Consider the following 21,389-nt stretch of genomic DNA (forward strand, 5'->3'; position numbering starts at 1 on the left):
CGGACACGACGTTTTGGTAAACGCAAACGTACCGCTGGCTATCTCTGGCAGCACTTCTTCGCCTTAAGGCCCGACCCGCAAGCACATCGTTCGTTCCGTCCTTGCTTTTTGCGCGTGAACTGTATGGGTCGGACGCGCGATCCGGTTGCCCGGACATCGGTGACGTCGCTGAGAATCTTGTCGACTTCTTGTAATTCAATTGCCGTTGCACGCATTTCGTCGTCCAGTTTATCGATCTCCATGGACAGGCAGTCTTCAGAGCGGCCTTGGCTATCTTTTGGCTCGGTTGCAATGATTATGAAGTTTGAGAACTGAGGGTATCTCAGCTTTGCAACCAGTCCATAAGCGTGCGCGATCCCGATGCGCTCCTCTCGGTAGCTTTCATAATCCTCATCTGCGTCGCGAGGATAGAAGACAAACAGAAAAATGGTGTCCCGATATGTTGGGGATGGGCTCGCTCGTGAGCTCCTGCGGTCGTGAGGCACTGTGCGAATCTTGTCTAGGAACATTCGTGCAAGATGTCGGCGGGCAAACCTGCCTTCGCGAGCGAGAAATCTGACTGAGCGTTCGTGAGTGGAGACGTCCGGCGCGGCAAATGAAATGGCCGTGCCATCAAGGATGTGTCCGGAGAAGTGCTCGATCAGGGCGTCCCAGAAGTAGCTCTCCGCGTTTTCAAAGTGAATGGCGTCTCGAAGCCCGCTGTTTACATAAGCGGGCCACATCGACTCTGGCACGATCATGGAATGGTTCGCTTTCAGCGAAGGGTCTGCAAAGTCGATTGAGTGGGTGTCGAGCCCATCTTCCATAATGTAGTAAGCGAGCAGATCCTCCTCTCCAGAAACACAGGCGAGCAAGCCACTTAGAATTGCCGTTTCCTTTGCTCTGAGGTAACCGACAAAATCGTGAATCGTGTCGAGTTCCTTTAGGACAACATCAAGGCTACTTTGATCCAGAACGTGGACGAACGTTTTGTTCGGAAGCGGGTTGTTCAGGTGGAACGGCTTGTCAGCAATCTCGGGCTCGGAAAGGAGCGGGACCAGCATGAAAGAGCCGGTACTTCCCTGGCCAAAGAACTTCCGGGCTGATTGGATGGAGTTGTTTGTGACAGCTATGAGATGGATGCGGAGGTTAGCGGCAGTCAGATCTAGCGGGAACGGAACCGTGCAGCCCGCATCGAGGTAAACGTCGCCGGGCCTTTCGCGAATCCACTTTTCCGCGCCATGCAGCTGTCCAATAGATTTGGTGATGGCCTTCTTTTTCCAGCGCTTCCAGGCCGTTACCGGGTCGATGCCTTCCGGGTAATGGATGTCCTTGTCGGAGAACAGCAGAACATCTTCGCCGCATACAACTAGCAGGTCGCACAGCTCTTTACCCTGTCCCTTGCCGTTCTTTCGCCCTTCTGGCGTGTATACGTTTGGGTAACTCCACAGGCTCAGAAATGTTCTTTGCCCCAGCTTGGCAAGGTATCGCTCGGTGGGAGTCGTCCCATCAGATTTCTTTGTGGGTGCCAGATTTCCCGTTGTCACGTCGCCAAGCATTGTGTCCTCAGTTAGGCTGTTCCATTGATCCGGTAGCGCAGTCGTTTGACGCCTGCGAAGGGAGATCAGTACAGGTCCGCCTTCTGCTGGCGGTCCGCTTCAATATCGAGCTGATTCCAAAGTGCATCGAGTTTTCTGACGCGCGCCCGTGCAGCGGTCGAAGCCTGTTGTGGAAATAGATCAAATAGAGAGTAGGCCATCTGGATGGCCTGGCGATTCTGTTGGTGTTGCGACTGGCTCCTTTGATTGTCGATGTCCATCACGCAGTTTCCATTGGTATCGAAGAATCCAGCAATTGATTTTTCGACAAGGCCTAGTATCTGCATGATTAGATCGGAGCCTTCGACCGCAATGCAGCGTATCCTTTTCTTGCAGTGGGCAGTTAGGGCATCGCCAGCGCGATCTAGCTCGACTTTGGCGCCCTTGTCGGTCAAGTAGTTCTTATTGGGGTCGATTACTGTCCAAAGAACCTCGTCAGTGGCGAGACTTACGTAGCAATACAGAACGGGGACGGAGAAGTTTTTCCAGTATTCGATGTGCTCTCTGTCCGGATAGGACGTGTTCGTGCCATCTGTAAATGGCTTCATTGTTGCCTTGACTTGGACCTTCACGATCTTTCCAGTGGACGCGCCGTTGTCATCTAGCGCTTCGACTTCAGCATCGATTCCGAGGTCTGTTGTTTGCTGTCGGCATGGCCAGCGAAAATATTTGATGAATGCCTTGGCTACGGTCAATTCGCCGATATCACCGATGATCTTTTTTTCGTCGTACTGCATAGTCCTCTGGACTCGATTTTTTATTCGGTAGTGATGGTGGGCAACGGGGTCAGGGTGTGCCTTCCATGGCGTTTGTGCCTCGGCAACGCGGATATCTGCGGCATCCCCAAAAAGGCTCGCTTGTCCTTCTGTTTCTTCGTAGCGCCATTTCGGCAGAGCAGACCGGGCAGAGTTTTAGTCCTTTGCGAACTAGAGGTTGGTCCGGCAAGGCCGAGGCTGTTTGAACTTCCCGTACCAGTCCGATCAGCCGCCTGCCATTGATGAGCTCAATTGGTTTTCCCCGAGCAAATTCCGCAGCATCCGGCGTGAACTCGCCAACGCTCACAATCTTCACCCCATCGACGCCGTGATGATTGGCAAGCCCCCACATCTCGCGAATCACGGACACGCCGACTAGCGTGTTGCGCCATTGCTTGCACTGCACGAGTTCGCGGCGTTCATCCTTGCGGAGGATTAGATCGATGCCGCCATCCGCGCCGCCCAAGCCGGTTTCCTCGATGGCATAGCCACGTCGGCGAAAGGCTTCGCCCACGAGCATTTCGAACTCGCGCCAGTTCATGGTTCGCAGGCTGTCGAGCCCGGTCTGTGCGGCGAGCAGTTGTTTGCGTTTGCGGCTTCCCAGCCAGGAGAAGAGGGCGCCCAGCCAGCACAGCGCGAGGAACATCCAGGCGAGTGGGGCATAGGTGCCGTTGGCTAGCAGTTGCCGGCCCATCTCTTGCGTGATGGGTGAGTGGGTCGATGAGAAATACCAGCCCACTCCGTAGCGGATGGCTACGAAGGCCAGAATTCCAAGGACGATTCCCACCGGCCACGGCAGCGCCGCGACCACTTCCAATCCATTCTGTCTGCGACGGCCCATGTCGCTTCCCCCCTTCCCTGGGCCGACGATACTCCCTTACCGCGCCTCAGAAAAATCCCCGCCCGTGACCCACCACGAATATCTGGATTACGGATAACTGATTCAGGCAGATAGATTGGATGGACCACTATGACCGTGGTGCCGAGGCAACCCAAGGCACGGCCGTTTGGAGTACATCCAATGGAAAAGGAACCTCGCCCCACCGCCATCGTGCGCAAGGCGTATCAGCTGCCCGAAGAGGAATACCGGGCCCTGACGCGAGCCCGCGACCACCTGCGTCTGCTCGCCCGCCTGACCGAACCGCGCAACCTCGCCGACGTCGAGGAGCTGCCGCTGTCGCCCCTCGCGTTGACGCATTGTTTCCAGCGGCTGGCCGATGATCTGGACGACATCGTCCGCGTGGCTTGGTGGCCGGGCGATGCGGATGGCTGATCCGGTCGGCCGTATGCGGCAGGGGTAGGCGCGAAGCTCTCACATGCGCAGCGTTTCTGGCGTGGCTGCTTGCGCCAGTGACAGGGGGGAAGTGGCCGCTCCAAGCGGCCACTTCTTTTAGTGAGCTAAGCCGGGTCGCGAAGCGGACGCCCGTTCGCCTTGGCGCAACTTGGTGTTCGCGGAGCTGGCCTAGACGAAGCGCATTCGCTCTGAAAGGTTCGGATCGCTTCAATACTCCCAGTGAGAGGGCGAGCCAGATGAAGTCGTCAGCACCGTTCTGTTGGACTTGGTTGCCGCTCGGCATCGTGGCCGCGATCTATCTGGCGTCTGGGGTGAAGACCGGATATGTATTCCTCGCCGGTGCTGTGGCGGCAGGCGCTGTGTGTCTCTTCATTCGATTTCGGAAGAGGTAGGCGCGAAGCCCTCATACACGCGTTGTCTTCTGGCGTGGCTGCATGCGCCAGTGACAGGGGGAAGTGGCCGCTCCAAGCGGGCTGCTGGCCGAAGCGGTGTGCGAGGACCAGGCGGCCTGCCAGTAACCGGTATTTGTCATCAGACAGTAGGTTAGTTGACTGGCCGATCTCGACCCAAAGCGGATGCTGGTAGTTGAACGAGCCTGCTTGGCCTGGCGTTCAAGCCTAGCTCTGCTGGGATATCTCGAGCACGTTGTCGACCTCAATCCCACATCAGGGCGTTACGAGCGTTCGCGCAATGAGCACTTGCTTCGTTTCAGCAGACGAGGTGGTTCGCGTGAAGCCGCACCACAAAATTTGAGGTCTCTAGGGTTGCAGACGCATTCCGTCTTGGGCAAACACGATCTTGCCACTGTAGCTCTTGCCGATGGACGTCTCCACCCCGCTCTTGTCTTCATCGATCGACGGTGACAAATGGCTTAGCAAAAGCTGGTGGGTTCCGCTGTCGGCGGCCACTTCGCCAATTGTCGCGGGTGGCGTGTGCAAGGTGTACAGGAAGGGGCGCGAACCGGGCGGATCAAGCACCACACTATTGAATACGAGCAGGCTGGTGTGTGCGGCTATTCGGCGCAAACCTTCGATTCCCTTTGCATCGATATCACCGCTAAAGGTAATGCTCTGGTCGCGATAGTCGATGCGATAGATCACCGCAGGCGAATCGCCGTGGTGACCGGCTACCGCACTGATACTCAGCTCATGGTCCGAATAGATCACTTTGGGGGCCTTGGCGGCACTCTCGGAGGCATCAATGTCCGTCGTACGGATTGTCACTGGAGCCGCAAAGTTGCACAGGTAGCCATAGGCGCCGTCGGGACCGAACAGGAGATCGATATAGCGGCTGGTGGCTGGAAAGGCAGCCTCATCGCCTTCGCCGTGGTGCCCAGTGGGGCCAAAGACCTTGAAACTCGCGGGGCCATAGCCCGAGACCGCACGGGCCTTGAACAAGGCCGGCAACTCGCTGGTGTGATCGATGTGCAAATGCGTCAGCAGGATGATATCCGCCCTAGCCAATGACAGGTTCGCTTCGCCTAGTCGGACAAATGTCCCAGGTCCTGCATCGACCAGAATGCGGGGGGTGCCATCGACCAGCACCATGTATCCCGAGCCGGCTCGCCCTGTCGCCCCAGGGCCGCCGGAACCGAGCACCACCAGTTCAAGCGGCGGTGCAATCGGCGTAGCGATACCGGGGACGGCGAACATGCAGAGCACGCCAACGAACAAAAACTTGAGCATGCCTTGTCCGACCTACTTGATGACTCTCAAGGACCAGGGAACGATGGAATCGGCCCCGCGCTAAAGTCTGCTGCGTCGCTCACATCTTGCCACCGTGCTGCCTCGCTGGCGCGATGCCCTTCCACCATGGTGTAGTAGTTGCGAGCGCTACTGCCGAGGAGAAGATGCGCCGGCACGTCATTGGCGTTTGCAAGGCGAAGCACTATCTGCGCAATGCGCTCGGGATCGATGGGCTCGTTGCCCCACAGTCCCTCCATTGATTTGATGGCGGCCCCAACAGATGGCTCATAGTCCGGCATCATCGCAGGCCGCTGCTGGGTCGCACGCGTTCCCCAGTTCGTGCGAATGGCTGCGGGTTCAAGCGAGACCACCTTGACCCCGAAAGGAGCGGTCTCTTGCGCCAGGCTCTCCGTAAATCCACTCACTGCCCATTTGGCTGCGTGATATGACGCCGAGCCAGCAGTACCGATGCGTCCACCCAGGGAGGATATTTGCATGATCGTTCCATCGCGCTGGCTGCGCATGATCGGCAACGCAGCACGCGTCAGGTGCACCACACCATAGAAGACAGTGTCCACCAGCGCCTTGAAGTCAGTCGAACTCGTTTCCTCAAAAGGCCGGACGTCACCGTACCCGGCATTGTTCACGACAACGTCAAGGCGTCCAAAATGCTCGACCGCTAGGGCGACGGCCGCTTGCGCTTCAGCTTCTTGGGTTACATCGAGACGCGGTGTGAGGATGTTCTCGCGGTATCGATCGCACAGGTCGGTCAGCGGCCCCGTATTTCGTGCGGTAGCGAGAACCTTGTGGCCTGCTGCACAAGCCGCCTCGACGATGTCGCGCCCCAAACCACTCGCGCTTCCTGTTACTAGCCAGACTTTAGACACGGCAACTCCAATTTGATGAGTGACTAAACACTCGTGATAGATGTAAAGACAAGGGCCATTGCGTAACGCGGACATGCCCTGTGTAGAAGGGTCTACAGCAACACTAGGTTTCGAGTTCGAGTTGTCTGCGAACTTCATTCGCGATCGGGTGCAGGAGGTTGGCCGCCATCGACCCGACTAGGCTGTAACCAATGCCCCGGTTCGCCCATGTGAAACCTGCAACGGATCCGCGCAAATGCAATTTCATCGGGATATTTTGGTCAACGACCATGCGACGACTGAGCATGACGAGCCGGGTTCCCCGATCGTCGTCGTACATGAAAAGCACTGCGGGGCCGTGCTCGGTCGCCACTAGTCTTCCTCCCATGAAGCGATATCCCGAACCCGACAAGTCGGGAATCGTTACGGGCCGACCGAGTCGCTCCGAAGCCCAGCGGACCAGTTCGTCTCGATCATTTGCACGCAGTTCCACCGGGCGGACGCGGTCCGAGGCGTGAACTTCATAGCTATCCGTGGCTTCCTGAGCCAGCGCTTCGATGCCCGCCGGCGCAGGGCGAAGCCGAGAGTGCGACAGCCATCCGCCTATGCCACCCAAGCCGATGAGCAGCATCGCGGCGGCAGCCGTGGGCAACGCCACCCACCGCGGGCGCCGCCGCCGCACGACCATGTGCTCGAGGTTGAGATTGGCGGGTACGGGTTCTTGCGCGACGTCCAAAAAGGCCGAGCGTAGATGCTCGCGCTGCCAGCGGTAGTCAGACACGCGCTGCGCCACATCGGGATGCTGGTCCAGGTAGGCAGAGACCTCGACGTGGCGTTCACTATCGAGTGAACCATCCACATAGGCATGCAGGTCGTCTTCGGTGATAGGGCGCCCGGTCATTTCACGCTCCTCAGCGTAGCGTTTCCGGACAGAGCCTGAGGGCCTTCATCGAGGCGGCGCCGCAGGCGCTCCCTCGCGCGAGCCAGGCGCGACATCACCGTTCCGATGGGCACATCCAGCACTTTGGCGGCCTCCAGGTAGCTCATGTCTTCAACCGAAACAAGCAGCAGCACGCTGCGTTGATCATCAGGAAGTTCCTGCAAAGCACGGATCAAGTCGCGATGACGCAAGGCGTCCTCCTGGGATGACGGACGCGAGAGTGCGGGATCTTCGGCGTCGTCGAGTGCGACATGCGTGCCACGGCGCTTCGCGCCGCGCAGATAGTTGATGGCGAGGTTGTGCAGGATCGTGTAGGTCCAGGTGGCGACGTCGCCTTCGACGCGGCGTTGGTGCCAACGGCTCACCACGCGTTCAAGGCAGTCTTGCACCAGGTCGTCGGCAGTAGTGGCATCGCGCAGCATCGCGCGGGCATACCGTCGAAGGCCCGGAATGAGCGGCTGGACCATCTGCACTAGGTCGCTCATCGATCACTCCGCCTCGAGTGCCCGCGTAGGTTCGATGCTACTCCTCACCGAGGTCATGGCGACTGCACCTGGATTGGAGATCCGGGCTGTTCGGTGGTGCCTGGAGCGATGACCAGATAGCGTCTTGAAGACCCATCGCTGTCACGCACCAGTTGCCGGATCGGGCCCACCGCGTTGACGATCGCGGAACCACGCGGGTTCGTCTTAAACGCAGCCAGCGGCTGCAGCGCGCCACTGCCATCGGGGTTTGCGGAAAGCGCGAGCACATAGGGTTGCTTCGGTTCGAGCCCACTGACGGCCGCCTGCAGTACCTGAGTCAAGCCTTGCTCGAAGAGCGAGACGCTGGTGGGGGCCGGGTTCCCGGAGGAGGCGATGGCGAGCAGTTTCAGCTCGGTTTTCATGGCGGCCGGTCCCAGTGTCTGCAGCCCAGCCGAGGCGGTGCTGTCTTGGGAAGCCGCGTTGGGCACGTAAACGACAGCCTGAGGTGCTTGCCCCACCGGGATAGTCGCTACTACGCGACGGGTCGAAGTATCGATGGCTGCGAGTGCGTCGGCGTTCTCGAGGCCAACGTACATGCGACTGCCGTCAGCGGAGGGCCATAGGCCGTGCGGCAGGTTGCCAACGGGGATCGCGGCCACCTGCTGGAAGTTGTCGGTCCGGAAAACCTTGACCTGATTCAGTCCCCCGACGGTGACATATGCGAAGTTGCCCTTACGCGTGAAAGCGAAGTTCACATGGTTGGTGAGGGGGCCAGTGTCGATCGTTTGCAGTACCGAAAATGGGGGGCGGGCATCGAACACCATGACTTTGCCGATGTCCTTTAGAGTCAGCCACACCTGCCGGCCATCTGGGGTTGCGGCGATGTTGGGGCAGAACGGGCTCTCCTGTTTGACCCGTCCCACGATGCTGTGGGTGGCGACCGAGATGACGACGGTTTCGGGATTGAACGACGAGCAGACATAGCCGTATTGGCCATCAGGGGAGAAGATCTGCATCCCGGGTCCCGCGGGCACCTGTATGCGCGTCTTCTCCTGGAACGTCTGGGCGTCCAGCACGGCAATGTAATCTTCGCCTCGCACCGTGACCCACACTTCGCGGCCGTCTGGCGTGAAGAACGTTTCGTGCGGTGAGCGACCCAGGTAGGTCACATGCTTGACCGCGTTGGTGGCGGTGTCGATGAAACTGACGGAGTTGCTGCCGATCGATACGACGGCGAGCGTCTTGCCATCAGGGGAGAAACCGAGCCCGTGCACGAGCACCTGCCCCTTGTACAAGGGACTGAGGTTGCCCGGCTGTGGATCTCCAAGGCGGATCACACCGAGCAACTTGTTGTCCACCGGATCGGTCACAGAGACCGTGTTGGAAAACTGTTCGGCCGCGTAGACGCGGTCGCTGTGACTGACCGGAATGTCCTTCGCTTGGGCCGCGAAAGGTGGTTGCCCGGCATAGGCCGAACTGAAGGCGCTGAGCGATGCAGCGAGGAGGGTTAGTGGCAGATGCAGGGTTTTCATGGTTCGGCCGATGCTAGTGATCATGAGGAATGGAGTTGGCGGGCTGCGTGGGAGCAGGGGATGACGCAGGCAGCGGCGCGCCGATCGCCATCTGCATGGCGGCAATCTCTTGTTGCTGGGTCACGATGATTTCCTGCGCCAGGCGGCGGATCTGCTCGTTCTTGCCATAGCGCAAGACTGCCTGGGCCATGTCGATGGCGCCCTGGTGGTGCGGCGCCATCATCGCGACGAAGTCACGATCTACGTCGCCCGTGGGCTTCACATCCATGGCGGCCATCATGTGGTCCATGGCTGCCGCGTTCTCGACAAGAAATTCTGCTTCCTCGGAATGAGGTGATGCGCCCTCCGGCACCGGTGGTGCGGCGAAGTTCGACGAGCTGAACAGGTACAGGCATGCGGCGAGCAGGGCCGCTTTTGGTAAGGGGCGAGATTGCATCGGAGCTCCAAATTGCGTCGTTCACAAGGAAAGACACCGGAGGCCGTGCTTTATTCCCCTGAGTTTCTTGAAGGCATCGAAATCCCGTGCACCGTAGGTCGTCCAAGCTGAAGCCGCTTCGCGGCTCGGCTCATTAAGGCAATGAAGGGGTGTCCGCTTCTGGCCGGAAGCAGACATGCGCTAGCCGGACTTGCCACGGCTAGCACCGCTTCCGACCCAAAGCGGACATGGGGAAATGGCCGCCTCTGTCGCGAGAGTTCGAGCCTCTTGTCAAACGCAAAAAGCTGAAGGTTCACCGGATGCCTCCTTCCGCAGCCATCTGCAGAAGGCTGCGGTGGCTGGGTTGGTATCGGCGCGATGTCTGCGGACGATCCAGAATGCGTAAGCGTTATCCAGGGTGTGATCGAATGGCCTGACCAGGCGACCGCGCTGCAGATCTTCCTCGACCAGCGGGGCGACGCCCAGCGCGACGCCATGCCCGGCCACGGCCGCCTCCTGGGCGAGGTAGATGCTCGCGAAGACCGGCCCCCGGTCCGCATCCACCTGCGCTGCACCAGAGGCTTCCAGCCACGCTTGCCAACCCGGCACGCCGTGGCGGCCTCCTGCGCTTTCGTCGTGGAGCAGCGTGTGGTGCGACAGGTCATCGGGTACCGCCAGTGGGCGGAGTCCGTCGCCCGGTAGCGAAGGCGCGCAGACGGGAAACACCGGCGCATCCATGAGCCGCTCGGCGAAGACGCCCGTGTAGCCGCCGGGCCCGTAGCGAATGGCGACATCGATGCCGTCGCGGACGAAATCGGTGTGCTGGTTGCCGGTCTCGATGCGCACCTTGAGGTCGGGGTGGTCGCGGTGGAACCGGTGCAGCCTGGGTGCGAGCCATTTCGCGGCGAAGGACTCCATGGTGCTCACGCGCAGGTCCGCGGCTGCGGGCGCGATGGTGCGGTCCAGGGCCAGGTCGAGCAATCCGAACAGTTCGCCCAGCGACGTGGCCAGCGCCTCGCCCTCGGTGGTCAGCTCGACCGACCGATGGCCGCGATGGAACAGCTTCACTCCCAGATAGGCCTCCAGGTGCTTGACCTGATGGCTGATCGCGGCCGGAGTCACGAACAACTGCGCGGCGGCCGCCTGGAAACTGAGGCATCGCGCGGCCGTTTCGAAGGCCCGCAGTGCATTGAGCGGAGCAGGGTGGCGGGGCTTCATGATCGCTCGGCGCGCAGGTAGGGCCGCATCCTATCAAGTTATTTTTTCTAACGCGGCCGCAAAAATATCTCGTTTGTCGCGACCGCCAGTGCTGGCAATGATGGGGCCATCCAAACGACGGACGGCTCCATCATGCGATTCGAAACGCTGGGTTCCAACGTGGTGATGTTCGTCGGCGACGACGATGAGTCGGTCGCCACCGCATTCCTCGATGGCGACGACGTGCTGCTGGTCGACTCGCTCGGCAGCGAGGAAGACGCGCATTGGCTGCGCCGCGTCTTGTGCGAAGACATGGGCAAGACGGTGCGTGTCGTCGCGGCGACCCATTTCATGAGCGACCACATCGCCGGAATGTCGCTGTTCCCAGACGCATTGACGATCGCGCACCGGCACCATCGTCACACCTTCCTCTCGCAGAATCGGCGGGTCGATGCGCTCTATCGCGAACCGAAGGTGCTGTTCGACAGTGCGATGACAATCCATTGGGGGCAACACGAGCTGCGCTTGCTGCACAACCCGGGCAAGACCATGGACCACGTCAGCGTCGACGTGCCCACCGCCGATCTGGTCTGCGCCGGCGACAACATCGTCGGCAACATCGTCTACCTCTCGAAGGCCGACCCCGCACTGATTCGCACCGCGATCGGCCGGATGCGGCAATTCGGCAGGAACACCGTCATCGGCGGACACATGGGCCGGTTTCCCGCCATTGTGTTCGACAACGCGCTCCATTACCTGGGCCGGTTGCAGGAAGCCGTTATCCGGATCCGCGAGGATGCGGCACCGCAAGTGGCCGACGACCGCATCGCCGTGATTCCCATCGAAGCCTGCCTGGCGCCGCAGGTCGAACCGGCAGCTTTTGAGCGCGAATGGCACCAGCGCAACCTGGAGATCATCGTTGCGCAGTCAACGTTCGCGCTCGATGCCGCGATCGCGTCGCGGGCGGCTCACGCATGAAGAACGACGACCGTGGGCACCGCATAGAGCGCCGGCAATTCCTGTCAGGCTGCGCCGGCCTGGCGGCCGCAGCACTGCTTCCGGGCACGCGTGTTTTCGCAGCTGCCAGCGCGGATGGTTTGCGCATCCAGCGGCTGGCGTGGGCGGGCGTCCGTTTGCAGCTTCCGCAGGCGACCTTGTTCATCGACCCAATGATCAACCCGGAGGTGTGGGGGGCTGCACTCAAGGATTCGCTGATTCCAGTCGGTGATCCCGTGGGCGATACCTTTGTCCTCATCACCCATTCGCACCCCGACCATTTCGACGCGATGGCCGTGGCGGAAGCGCTGGCCAAGGGGGGCGTTCTGGCGCACCCGGCGGGAACGAACCCGCTGCCGATTCCACAAGGCGCGCGGGCACGGCCCAGTGCGCTGTGGGAGCCACAACTGCTCGGCGACTTCACCGCCACCCCAGTGCCCGCCTCGGATGGTTATGGCGACCCGCAGGTCTCCTGGGTGGTGTCAGCTGGAGGTCGTCGCATTTTCCATGGTGGGGACACGCTCTGGCACGGGCACTGGTGGCGGATCGGCCGCCAGTTCGGTCCGTTCGATGCTGCATTCCTGCCGGTCAACGGTGCGCGCTTCGGTTGGCGTAAGCCGGTCAGCGGCCAGCCGGGAGTGTTGACGCCGGAACAGGCGGTGGCAGCGGCAATCATCCTCGACGCGCGTCGTCTGGTGCCCATCCACTACGGTGTATCCGGCTTGGAGGACTACGTGGAGGTCGAAGGCCCGATCGAACGGTTGCGCAAGGCCGCCCGCGAGAAGCCCGTCGAGATTCAGCCAGTCGCGCCTGGAGCATGGGTGGAGTGGAGGCAATGAAGGCTGCCGCCCTTTGTTCGCGCTGACTACGGCCACAGCGCCGGAGAAACGGCTCGACCGTCCGTTGCCGAGAGCATCGCCGCTTCCATGACTGCCATTACCCGGATTGCCTCAACCGGGGGAACAGGATTGGGCCCTTGGCCGGCGATGGCCTCCGCGAGTTCCACGTAGAACCGGGATTGATCACCTGGTATGGCGGCCCGTGTCTCGGTCGGGCCGTCATCGCGCCGCCACTGCAAGGGATCCGGATCTGTCCCCCATTGCTGGTCGCCTGGTCGCAGTCCCGCAACCAGCTGCTGCTCCTGACGATCGGGTTGCGTTTTCACCATGGATCCTCGTGTTCCATGCACGATGAAGCGCGGTCCGGGGATCGCCGCGAGCATCCCCGCGTGCAAGACAGCCCTGATCGCGCCGAAACCAAGCACGACGTGGGCCCAATCCTCCGTGGTGGCACCACTACGTTGTCGCGCAAGATTCGCCTGGACGGTGTCAGGCCATCCGAACAAGGCCAGTGCTTGGTCCACCAGATGGGGTCCAAGATCCCACCACAGCCCAGTCGCGGGCCCGGGTCGTTCGCGCCATCGATCACGCACTTGGGGACGGAACCGTTCGATGCGCGATTCGAAATGACGCACCTCGCCGATGAGCCCTTCGTGCATGGCCTGCCGCACCGAAAGGAAATCGCTGTCCCAGCGACGGTTGTGGAACACCGACAGGAGTCGACCGTGCGCCTCGGCCGTTGCTGACAGTTCGCACGCTTCCGACAGGCTGGGCGTCAGCGGCTTGTCGACGACGACGTGCTTGCCCGCACGCAGCGCAGCTTGGGCGAGCGAAAAATGGGTGTCGTTAGGGGTCGCGATCACCACCAAATCAATGTCGCGATCGACGACCGCCCGCATGGGATCACCTTCGATCCCGACATCGGGCAACTCGGCGCGTACGTCCCCAGGCCTGCTTGAAGCAACCAGCTCCAATGACAGGCGGGGTACGGCCTTGATCAGCGGCGCGTGGAATGTCCGCGCGGCGTAGCCATACCCGATTAGCGCGACACGGATTGGCCTGGAGGGGGTGTTCATGCTGGATAGTGTAGTTGCTGCTTCATCAAGCCACGGAGCGCGGATGGACGACATCGTCCGCTTGGCCGAAAAGCGGGGTCGAAAAGCGGGGTCAGAGTGCTGTTTTCGAAAAGCGGGGTCAGAGTGCTGTTTTAGAAAGGCACTCTGATGCGAGCCCGCGACCACCTGCGTCTGCTCGCGCGCTGCCGGTGCAGGATAGGGGTGCTGGTTGAGGAGGGTTCCTGCGGAGCACGGGCCTGGCCGGCAAGGTGGCCCTAGAAACCGTACAGGAGAGGCACATCGGCGACTGCAGACCGAATGCAAGCCTCGACGAAACTGCGCATTGCGTGCGTTGCCGCATCGGGATCGGAGGTGGCGGCATATGCGGCATCGGCGCGGCGCAAGGCCGCGTAATACGCGGGGCGGTCGGCGACTAGCACGCGATCGAACGCATTTGCGAATGCGTCGGCATTGGCCCGCGGCTGGCGTGCGAGCACGACACGTCGGCATGCGGCGCGAGCGGTGCGGCCATTGCCTTCGCGATAGGGATGAATCCAGTTGATGCGCCACAGCGTGAGGCCACCGAGCCATGCAGCGTCCTGCCGCGCCCATACGGTGTCCAGGTGTGAGAACAATGCGTGCATCTGCGCTTGCACCGCCTGCGGCGGCGGCGGAACGTGATCGGAGCCTCGGATCGCGATCGTGGTGCGACGATAGGCGCCCGGAGTATCGATGGCACAAGCGCTGGCCATGCGCCCTGCGCGCCTGATTGCAAGTAGCGAAGACAGCGCAGTCGCGTTGAGGCGATGAATGCTGTCAATGGTCAATGGACACCGTGTCTGTGGATTGCCTGCGATCGGTAAGGACATTCGGAATCCAGATGATTGACCGCTCGGAGAGGCATTCGCCGTTTGAGATTGGAAACGCGCTGCGTGGGACAGACCGGTCACCATGGATTGGGATGCGCGCACCGTCACGCCATCTCATCGAGGTCAACATGCCCAGCGCTAGCGAACAGTCGTCGAATCTTTTCGGTTTCATGGTGGTGCGCTCGCCAAAGACCGTTGCAGAACAGACACTGCGACGTAATTACATCTTCGACGAGCGCATCGCCGATTCCACGCTGGGGCCTGCGGATCTGTTCTCGCCGCAGTCGGGATCGGCGATCGGCAGACTGGTCTATGAGAAAGTGTTCTGTCCCGAGCCGGAACCGACACCGGGAACGACCATCCCGGAGTCGGAGGTGGTGCATCCGACGCCGCGCAGCAAGAACCTCGCGATCGTGGAGGCGGCGATCGCTCTGTTGCCGGCGTATTACGCCCCCTGTCCCGAGATCGATCCGTTGGGCCAGACGGTGCCGCCGATCGCAGTGGAAACCCTGAGCGGCCGCAACTACTTCGAACGGGACGGACATATCCTTGTGATCCCGGAACGACTGTCCGACGCGGGCGCGTCGTGGCATACGCAGCTGCGCAAGGCGCTGGACCTGATCCGCAACGCGGGAAATGCCGCGGAAATCCGCGCCCTGCCTGCGCAGCTCGCGAAGCTGCTCGACGCCGACCCGCTGTACAAGGCCGTGTTCGATGAATCCGGACATCGCGGCGGCTTCCTGGCCAACAAGCGGGCGCTGTTCGACAACCTCTACCTGCTGTACGCATTGCGTCGCGCGTTCGCCCTGAGCCTGGAGGACACCATCGACGGCCTGCGAACGCTGCACATCATGGAGGCGCTCGCCATCGATGCCCTCCTGGAGGAATTGCGCGCAGCGGGCCGCACCGACAGCGACAACGAGGGCGTGTACGCAATGTTGCAGAACCGCTATCCGGCACTTTCGGGCTGGGATTTCAGGGCGGCGGTGCCCGGGTTCCCGCTGATGGCCAGCCGCACGCGGTTGCGCCAGATGCTAGAAGCCACGCCGGTCGTGCATCCGCTGTTCGCGCGGCTGCATCATTTCCGTGATCCGTTCAACACGATCAAGCCGATCGGCATCGGTGACCTCAAAGTGGTCAAGCAGACCTCGCTTGGCTATACCGCCGGCGACATCGCCCATATCGACAATGTGCTGAAGAACGAACACAAGACGCGCACCCATCGTCGGTTGGAGAAATCCGAGGATACGTTCTCGTTCAGCAGTGAAGAGCGTAGCGAGAACCAACGCGACACGCAGTCGACCGAGCGTTTTGAGCTGAAGCGAGAAACCGAGTCGGTGCTGAACACGGTGCTGAACGTCAATGCCAACGCCAGTGTCACCTACAACGGCATGCCGGTGGTGGCCACGGTCTCCGGTGGCGTGGCCTACACCCGCACCGGCAACGATGTCGCGAAGACCGCAGCCAATTTCGCCCGCGAAACGGTCGACAAGGCGGTGCGGCGGATGGAGAGTCGGGTGTCGCAGCAGCGCAGCTCGATGCGGTTGCTGGAAACCGAAGAAACCAACATCCACGTTATCGACAACAAGGGCGGCGCCGGCCACGTTTCCGGAATCTACCACTGGGTCGATCGATGCTACCGCTCGCAGGTCTACAACTTCGGTAAGCGGTTGATGTTCGAGTTCGTGATTCCGGAGCCGGCGTCCTTCCTGGTGGAATCGCGATTGTTCGCGTTCGAATCGATGCTCGACGTACCCCAGCCGCCGCCGCTCCCGACGATGGCGACGCTGCCGGACGACATCCTCTCGCTGCTGCCGGAGCACATCGACGAACCCGCGTTCAAGCGACTGCAGATGAAGTACGACCTGTCGGACTATTCGTATCCGCAGGTTACGAAACGGGTGGAATTCATCGACCAGAACACCGGACGCAATTACTTCAGCGAGCCGGCGGCGATGGACTCCACCAAGCACCAGACCAGAAACTACACCTCACGGATCGATGCCAAGAGCTACCGCATAAGCAAGGTCATCATGTCGGGGCACTTGTTCTTCTGGGGTGCCGACGGCGTCGGCGGGGACGCCGGCGATGGTTGGGACCACAATTCGTTCGAACTCCGGATCGACGGGCACACTATCTTCTATAACGCCGTCGATAATTCTCAGGAGAACTGGTACTTCAGGACCTCGGAATATCCGGTGCAGGACATGCCGCCGCTGGCCAGCGACACGGTGACGATCCACATCGGCCTGTGGGACATCTCCACTTTCGAAATCAGTCTGCACGCCGAGCTCAAGATCGACGACGCGGCGTTGTACGAGTGGCGGACCGAGGTTTACCGCAAAGTGCTGGCGGAGGAGCAGGCGAAGATCGACGATATCAACGCGCAGCGCCAGCAGATCCACGCCGCCGAGTCGTCGCGCTACAAGGCCAGGCTATCGGAAGTGAAGGCCGCCGCGGTATCGGATCTGCTGCACGGCCAGTCGGCGGCGGCCAACCGGCAAGTGATCGTCGACGAGTTGAAGAAGCACTGCATCACCATGATCACCAAGGAATTCGACGCGAACGAGGCCGACGATACCCTGTCCAGGCTTTACGCGATGGGCTTGCGCAATATTCCGATGGCGATGCGGCCATTCCGGATCAGGGAGGGAGCGTCCACCACCGCGGGCTACGAGTCCGTCAGCGACAATCGCCCCTTTCCTGCGATCGACATGAGCGTGGCAGGCACCAAGGGCCGCTACGTGCAGTTCCTGGAGCAGGCGTTCGAATGGCAGCAGATCGCTTACCTGCTGTACCCGTATTTCTGGGCCAGCCCCGAACGTTGGGTCGACGCGATGTCGCGGCAGGACCCGGCCGATCCGCAGTTCACCGCCTTCCTGCAGGCCGGCTCGGCGCGGGTGCTGGTGGCGGTCACGCCGGCCTACGAGGATGCGGTGACCCATTTCATCGCCACCGGCGAACCCTGGGATGGCGGTCCCGCACCGGCGATCGGCGATCCCCTGTTCCTGTCGATCCACGACGAACTGCACCGGCAGCAGGACGATCTGTATGGCGGCACGCCGGACGGAGAGCCGTGGGAATTCACGTTGCCAACCGCATTGGTCTACCTGGCAAACAGTTCGACCCCGCTGCCTACTCCGCCCGCGCCGCCGACACCCTGACGCATGGCGACTAAGCTTGCGTTCGAGCTGGCCGAGGAGCGGGAACCGGCGCTCAAGGAAGCGCTCGCCGCCGAACTGCGCACCAACACCGCCGATCCCGACGCCGAGCGGATCGAGCGCGCCTACCTGGAGCGCATGCGGCGCTACGTGAAAGAGATCGCGGACGCACCGAACGCCGGCTATCGAAAGCCGGGCGAATTCCCGTCGCTCATGTTGTACCTGCCTCTGGGCAACGAAACCATCGTCTTCGACGCCGAGCTCGATCTCCGGTTGCTGGAGTTGTACGCCATCCACGGCTGGTCCGGTGTCATCGCGCTGGAAACCGCGGTGAACGAGCGGCGGAGTTATCCCCCGCTGGGCGTGCCTGTGCCGTGGGCGGAGGTGCTGTCGTTCCTGCGCGCGACGCGGCATCTGTTGATGCTGCGGATCCGTTCGGCCCTGATCGGGATCGAAGTCATCGTTGGCGGCAGCGTGTCCGCGCGCCTGTCGGATTCCAGGAAGACGCTCGACGACGCGATCGCCACACTGAAAATCAAGCAGGTCGAAGTTGACCGCGGCGAGTCCGCCGCGCACGGGGGACCGGCAACGTCCGATACGCCGGGGATGGCGAAGGAAGCGAAGATCGGCGACCGCGAGCTGCTGGCGAAGATCCATCTGGGATTCGACGAGATCCTGCGCGGGAAGCGGGTGCTCGAGCGCCTTCGCCTCGACCTGAAGGTGTTGGACGCGAAGATCGGCGTCACACGGCAGGCGATGAAACAAAAGACGGAAGGCCGCAGCGGCGGCGTCGCGCTGCCTTCCGAAGAGGCCGAGTCCCAGGAACGCAAGGAGATCGAACGCGCGGAAGACGAACGCCGCGCGCTGGCACGGTCCGGGGTGGATGCAGACCAAGCCCTGAAACTATTGACCCAAAAGCTGGGGGCGCTGGCGACCCCGCTGCTGCTCGCGATCCCGCAGCTGAAGGATGGATTCTCGATCGAGGATACCGAGCGCGCCGTCGCCGACACGTTCCAGAACATGTACGAGCGGGTCGATGCGATGTACGCGGCGATTCAGAGCGCACCGAGTGCGATCCGGACGTACTTGCCGGATAGCCCCACCGACCTGGATCGCCCGGGACATCTCGACAAGATCGCGCTGCGACCCATCGACGCCTGTGCCATTGCTGTCGCCGGCGCAATCGAAACGGCATCGAAGAATCCCGCACGGCTCGCGATGCTCAGCCAGGAGGCGCTGTTGGCCGCGCTGGAAAACGACGAGATCCCGCAGGGCAGTCTTTCTCATATCGTGGTCGTCCACTATCTCGTCGACCTGCTCGACGGACTGGAAGCACAAGCCGAGGACGAAGCCGTACGGGCGGCGATCTCGCAGGGACTGGCGACGATCGGCGCCGCGCTAAGCCTGTCCGCCTTGGTGGCCTCGCGCGTCCCGACGCCGCAGGCACAGATCGCGGCCGGTACCATGCGGCTGGTGGGAAACGCATTGCAACTGCCCACGGTGCTGCTGTTCGCCTATTCGACGCTGCACCAGTTGCGTCAGCTCGACGAAGCGGTGAGCCTGCGATTGTTATCCGCGGAATTCGACGACATCGACATCGTGGCGCAGCTCGCAGAGCTCGACGCCTTCCGCAGGGGATTCAGCGAACAGATCGGCAGCGAGCTGGGCAAGATGCTGATCGAGAACATCGCCGCGGGGCAGTTGACGGCGGTAAAGAAAGTGATTCTGGTGCGCGGCTATCTGGATGACCTGATAACTCTCCTGCCGGAAGATGACGACAGCGGAACCACGGATGGCTAACGCTTCCCAGCGCCGAAACCTGCGCCGGTCGGCCATTACGGCGAGCGGCAACGTCGCATCCGTCCACGGCAAGTCACTCAAGGGCGGTGCCGCATTGGCCCAGGCCGCCGCGGCGACGGTGCGCCGCCAGAAACCGGCGCTCACCACCAGGAGCAGCAGGCGCCTGTTCGATATCCTCAAAGCTTCCGCCGCCCAGAAGGCGAAGCTGCTCGGCGACCTCTTCAAGGATGCGGCGACGCGCTTCAAGCAGGTCATGCAGAAGCACGCGTTGAAGGGCATCGCGATGTACTTCGGCTTCAACAAAGACGAGGTCTTCATCGAGCACCTGCGCGCGCGGGTGGCAGCAATGGAACTTCGCGACGCCTCGTTCTCGGAATTCCATTCCGGCGCGTTGGGGCGACAGAACGCCTTCATCGGCATCCTGTTCGAGTTCACCGTGAAATACGGTCCGATTCGCAGGCGGATCGAGTCGCTAGCCTCTGGCGCGATGCAGACGATCAACAAGGACATCAAGCTCGCCTCGAAAGCCGGGGCCGCGCATGTGATGCACGACGCCAACGGCAAGCGCGTCAAAATATCCAAGCCGTTCTCGAACCTGCTCACCGCCAACGCCTTCGACATCGACACCAGCGATGGCGTGAAGGAGTCGCTGGATTTCGGCCCCGTTGGTTTCAACCCCGACGGCCAGTGGTGCATCCCGCTGCCGGTCGAGATCAAACTACCGCGCGCCGCCGGCGGGGTGGCCGGACAGTTCGTGGAATTTCCCGAACGCATCGCGGCCGCGATCAAGGATGGGAAAACGGTGTTCGCCTACTTTGACGCCAGCGACACCGACGCGCTCGGTAAACGGGTCGGCAACACCGCGATCGTCGGCCAGGAGGTCATCGACGGCAGGTCGATGGTCAAGGTCGCGCTCGATCCGGCCAAGCTGGTGTTCAATTCCGACGAGATCTACGGCCCGATGAGCCGGAACCAGATGGTCGCCCAGCCCGACACCGACATCTGGAATCCCGCAAATCCCACCGCATTGCCGAACCTGAAGCCGAGCGGCAAGGTGGTGATCGGGAGGGCCCGCGGCCAGCCCATATCACTGGACGTCGCCGCCAGCGCAAAGGGCGACGGCTTCAACTACTGGCGCATGCTGGTGCCGGCGAAGCGCGCGCTGTTCATCGACCTCTACGTAGCGATTTTCAATGTTGAAACGTAAGGTGCCACCCTGGCTAGGTTGCATCGTGAAAGATCACCCCGAGGGTATGGCGTCGCCCGCTGCGCAGCCGGCTGACCCCATGGCGAAGCTGGACCCGGTAGGTTCCGCGCGCACCGTGCACCGGTCGTTGATGCACCGCGAAGACCACCGCATCGCCCTGGCGCAACGGCACCACTTCCGGTCGCGACTGCATCCGCGGCCGCTGCTCGGTCAGAACGAATTCGCCACCGCTGAAGTCTCGTCCCGGCTCCGAAAGCAATAGCGCCACCTGCAGCGGAAACACGTGTTCGCCATACAGATCCTGGTGCAGGCAGTTGTAGTCGTCGGCCTCGTAGCGCAGCAGCAGTGGGGTCGGCCGGTGCTGGCCGGCGGCATGGCAACGGGAGAGAAACGCCTCATGCAATTCCGGATAGCGGATGCCCAGGCCAAGCGCCTGCGCCCAGTGATTCGCTATTGGAACGAGCCGTGGATATAGCGCGCTGCGCAGTTGCTGCACCAGTGGCGGCAATGGGTACGCGTAGTACTTGTACTCCCCTCGGCCGAACCCATGGCGCGCCATGACGACCCGACTGCGATAGCACTTGTCGTCGTCGTAGCCGTCGGCCAGCAACCGACACTCGTCCGGCGACAGCAACGCGGGCAATGTGGCATTGCCTCGCGCATCGAGCTCCGATGCGGCGTGCAGCCAGTCGATGGCGGCCAGGCGCTCGCCGATGTCGAGGTGGAAGTTCATTGCC

At 61.7% G+C, this 21,389-nt stretch carries 19 protein-coding genes; 6 read left to right on the plus strand and 13 right to left on the minus strand.

Annotated features, from left to right (window positions below):
- Positions 1-38 precede the first annotated feature (38 nt).
- From ACYVJ8_RS03740 to ACYVJ8_RS03750, 3 genes are all read right to left on the minus strand, one after another.
- Positions 39-1,538, minus strand: a complete 1,500-nt coding sequence (locus ACYVJ8_RS03740; protein ID WP_460709536.1) for a YecA family protein — start codon at positions 1,536-1,538, stop codon at positions 39-41.
- A 65-nt stretch (positions 1,539-1,603) separates the two neighbouring features.
- Positions 1,604-2,314, minus strand: a complete 711-nt coding sequence (locus ACYVJ8_RS03745; RefSeq protein ID WP_460709537.1) for a DUF4365 domain-containing protein — start codon at positions 2,312-2,314, stop codon at positions 1,604-1,606.
- 49 nt (positions 2,315-2,363) lie between these two features.
- Entirely contained in the window at positions 2,364-3,173 is an 810-nt protein-coding gene (locus ACYVJ8_RS03750) for a restriction endonuclease (protein WP_460709538.1), read from the minus strand.
- Between the two features lie 180 nt (positions 3,174-3,353).
- Here ACYVJ8_RS03750 and ACYVJ8_RS03755 point away from each other — a divergent pair, with 180 nt between their 5' ends.
- The gene (locus ACYVJ8_RS03755; protein ID WP_460709539.1) at positions 3,354-3,605 is read left to right on the plus strand and encodes an XAC0095 family protein; all 252 of its coding nucleotides are present in this window, start codon (positions 3,354-3,356) and stop codon (positions 3,603-3,605) included.
- 779 nt (positions 3,606-4,384) lie between these two features.
- Here the strand turns inward: ACYVJ8_RS03755 and ACYVJ8_RS03760 are convergent.
- The 7 genes from ACYVJ8_RS03760 to gcvA all read right to left on the minus strand — a co-directional run bounded on the left by ACYVJ8_RS03760 (position 4,385) and on the right by gcvA (position 10,746).
- Positions 4,385-5,311: an MBL fold metallo-hydrolase gene (locus ACYVJ8_RS03760; protein WP_460709540.1), complete on the minus strand. Its 927-nt coding sequence runs from the start codon at positions 5,309-5,311 to the stop codon at positions 4,385-4,387.
- Positions 5,312-5,337: 26 nt separating this feature from the next.
- On the minus strand, positions 5,338-6,336 hold the full coding sequence (locus ACYVJ8_RS03765; protein WP_460709541.1) for an SDR family NAD(P)-dependent oxidoreductase: 999 nt from the start codon (positions 6,334-6,336) through the stop codon (positions 5,338-5,340).
- A complete protein-coding gene (locus tag ACYVJ8_RS03770; protein WP_460709542.1) occupies positions 6,302-7,078 on the minus strand; it encodes an anti-sigma factor family protein in 777 nt (258 codons plus the stop codon). The genes ACYVJ8_RS03765 and ACYVJ8_RS03770 overlap by 35 nt, the downstream gene beginning before the upstream one ends.
- Positions 7,075-7,602, minus strand: a complete 528-nt coding sequence (locus ACYVJ8_RS03775) for an RNA polymerase sigma factor (protein ID WP_460709543.1) — start codon at positions 7,600-7,602, stop codon at positions 7,075-7,077. The genes ACYVJ8_RS03770 and ACYVJ8_RS03775 overlap by 4 nt, the downstream gene beginning before the upstream one ends.
- 53 nt (positions 7,603-7,655) lie before the next feature.
- Positions 7,656-9,113 (minus strand): YncE family protein, encoded by a 1,458-nt coding sequence (locus ACYVJ8_RS03780; protein ID WP_460709544.1) that lies wholly within the window; start codon positions 9,111-9,113, stop codon positions 7,656-7,658.
- 13 nt (positions 9,114-9,126) lie between these two features.
- Positions 9,127-9,549: a DUF305 domain-containing protein gene (locus ACYVJ8_RS03785; protein ID WP_460709545.1), complete on the minus strand. Its 423-nt coding sequence runs from the start codon at positions 9,547-9,549 to the stop codon at positions 9,127-9,129.
- A gap of 270 nt (positions 9,550-9,819) precedes the next feature.
- Positions 9,820-10,746, minus strand: coding sequence for a transcriptional regulator GcvA (gcvA, locus tag ACYVJ8_RS03790; protein WP_460709546.1), 927 nt, complete (start codon positions 10,744-10,746; stop codon positions 9,820-9,822).
- A gap of 132 nt (positions 10,747-10,878) precedes the next feature.
- Here gcvA and ACYVJ8_RS03795 point away from each other — a divergent pair, with 132 nt between their 5' ends.
- Both ACYVJ8_RS03795 and ACYVJ8_RS03800 read left to right on the plus strand, forming a co-directional pair.
- Positions 10,879-11,703, plus strand: coding sequence for an MBL fold metallo-hydrolase (locus ACYVJ8_RS03795; protein ID WP_460709547.1), 825 nt, complete (start codon positions 10,879-10,881; stop codon positions 11,701-11,703).
- The gene (locus tag ACYVJ8_RS03800) at positions 11,700-12,560 is read left to right on the plus strand and encodes an MBL fold metallo-hydrolase (protein WP_460709548.1); all 861 of its coding nucleotides are present in this window, start codon (positions 11,700-11,702) and stop codon (positions 12,558-12,560) included. Before ACYVJ8_RS03795 ends, ACYVJ8_RS03800 begins: the two co-directional genes overlap by 4 nt.
- Positions 12,561-12,586: 26 nt before the next feature.
- Here ACYVJ8_RS03800 and ACYVJ8_RS03805 read toward each other — a convergent pair whose 3' ends face one another.
- Together ACYVJ8_RS03805 and ACYVJ8_RS03810 are read right to left on the minus strand one after the other, a co-directional pair.
- Complete coding sequence (locus ACYVJ8_RS03805; protein WP_460709549.1) at positions 12,587-13,636, minus strand: oxidoreductase; 1,050 nt, start codon at positions 13,634-13,636, stop codon at positions 12,587-12,589.
- Between the two features lie 254 nt (positions 13,637-13,890).
- Positions 13,891-14,565: a Fic family protein gene (locus ACYVJ8_RS03810; RefSeq protein ID WP_460709550.1), complete on the minus strand. Its 675-nt coding sequence runs from the start codon at positions 14,563-14,565 to the stop codon at positions 13,891-13,893.
- An 11-nt stretch (positions 14,566-14,576) separates the two neighbouring features.
- Here ACYVJ8_RS03810 and ACYVJ8_RS03815 point away from each other — a divergent pair, with 11 nt between their 5' ends.
- Genes ACYVJ8_RS03815 through ACYVJ8_RS03825 form a run of 3 tightly spaced genes read left to right on the plus strand, consistent with a single transcriptional unit; the run spans position 14,577 to position 20,652 of the window.
- Positions 14,577-17,648 carry a hypothetical protein gene (locus tag ACYVJ8_RS03815; RefSeq protein WP_460709551.1) on the plus strand — a complete coding sequence of 1,024 codons (3,072 nt, stop codon included), beginning with the start codon at positions 14,577-14,579 and terminating at the stop codon, positions 17,646-17,648.
- A gap of 3 nt (positions 17,649-17,651) precedes the next feature.
- Entirely contained in the window at positions 17,652-19,445 is a 1,794-nt protein-coding gene (locus ACYVJ8_RS03820; protein ID WP_460709552.1) for a hypothetical protein, read from the plus strand.
- Positions 19,438-20,652: a hypothetical protein gene (locus ACYVJ8_RS03825; protein ID WP_460709553.1), complete on the plus strand. Its 1,215-nt coding sequence runs from the start codon at positions 19,438-19,440 to the stop codon at positions 20,650-20,652. Before ACYVJ8_RS03820 ends, ACYVJ8_RS03825 begins: the two co-directional genes overlap by 8 nt.
- A gap of 13 nt (positions 20,653-20,665) precedes the next feature.
- On the opposite strand, the gene ACYVJ8_RS03830 is transcribed toward ACYVJ8_RS03825, so the two are convergent.
- A complete protein-coding gene (locus ACYVJ8_RS03830) occupies positions 20,666-21,385 on the minus strand; it encodes a 2OG-Fe(II) oxygenase (RefSeq protein WP_460709554.1) in 720 nt (239 codons plus the stop codon).
- Between the last annotated feature and the right edge of the window lie 4 nt (positions 21,386-21,389).

The sequence above is a fragment of the Lysobacter terrae genome (assembly GCF_054782215.1).

Excerpts from the sequence above, each read along its gene's own strand:
- ACYVJ8_RS03765 (WP_460709541.1), bottom strand. The coding sequence starts at position 6,336 with ATGAAGTTCGCAGACAACTCGAACTCGAAACCTAGTGTTGCTGTAGAC.
- ACYVJ8_RS03770 (WP_460709542.1), bottom strand. The coding sequence starts at position 7,078 with ATGACCGGGCGCCCTATCACCGAAGACGACCTGCATGCCTATGTGGAT.
- ACYVJ8_RS03740 (WP_460709536.1), bottom strand. The coding sequence starts at position 1,538 with ATGCTTGGCGACGTGACAACGGGAAATCTGGCACCCACAAAGAAATCT.
- ACYVJ8_RS03815 (WP_460709551.1), top strand. The coding sequence starts at position 14,577 with ATGCGCGCACCGTCACGCCATCTCATCGAGGTCAACATGCCCAGCGCT.
- ACYVJ8_RS03760 (WP_460709540.1), bottom strand. The coding sequence starts at position 5,311 with ATGCTCAAGTTTTTGTTCGTTGGCGTGCTCTGCATGTTCGCCGTCCCC.
- ACYVJ8_RS03795 (WP_460709547.1), top strand. The coding sequence starts at position 10,879 with ATGCGATTCGAAACGCTGGGTTCCAACGTGGTGATGTTCGTCGGCGAC.
- ACYVJ8_RS03750 (WP_460709538.1), bottom strand. The coding sequence starts at position 3,173 with ATGGGCCGTCGCAGACAGAATGGATTGGAAGTGGTCGCGGCGCTGCCG.
- ACYVJ8_RS03785 (WP_460709545.1), bottom strand. The coding sequence starts at position 9,549 with ATGCAATCTCGCCCCTTACCAAAAGCGGCCCTGCTCGCCGCATGCCTG.
- ACYVJ8_RS03745 (WP_460709537.1), bottom strand. The coding sequence starts at position 2,314 with ATGCAGTACGACGAAAAAAAGATCATCGGTGATATCGGCGAATTGACC.
- ACYVJ8_RS03820 (WP_460709552.1), top strand. The coding sequence starts at position 17,652 with ATGGCGACTAAGCTTGCGTTCGAGCTGGCCGAGGAGCGGGAACCGGCG.
- ACYVJ8_RS03755 (WP_460709539.1), top strand. The coding sequence starts at position 3,354 with ATGGAAAAGGAACCTCGCCCCACCGCCATCGTGCGCAAGGCGTATCAG.
- ACYVJ8_RS03830 (WP_460709554.1), bottom strand. The coding sequence starts at position 21,385 with ATGAACTTCCACCTCGACATCGGCGAGCGCCTGGCCGCCATCGACTGG.
- ACYVJ8_RS03825 (WP_460709553.1), top strand. The coding sequence starts at position 19,438 with ATGGCTAACGCTTCCCAGCGCCGAAACCTGCGCCGGTCGGCCATTACG.
- ACYVJ8_RS03805 (WP_460709549.1), bottom strand. The coding sequence starts at position 13,636 with ATGAACACCCCCTCCAGGCCAATCCGTGTCGCGCTAATCGGGTATGGC.
- ACYVJ8_RS03775 (WP_460709543.1), bottom strand. The coding sequence starts at position 7,602 with ATGAGCGACCTAGTGCAGATGGTCCAGCCGCTCATTCCGGGCCTTCGA.
- ACYVJ8_RS03780 (WP_460709544.1), bottom strand. The coding sequence starts at position 9,113 with ATGAAAACCCTGCATCTGCCACTAACCCTCCTCGCTGCATCGCTCAGC.
- ACYVJ8_RS03800 (WP_460709548.1), top strand. The coding sequence starts at position 11,700 with ATGAAGAACGACGACCGTGGGCACCGCATAGAGCGCCGGCAATTCCTG.
- gcvA (WP_460709546.1), bottom strand. The coding sequence starts at position 10,746 with ATGAAGCCCCGCCACCCTGCTCCGCTCAATGCACTGCGGGCCTTCGAA.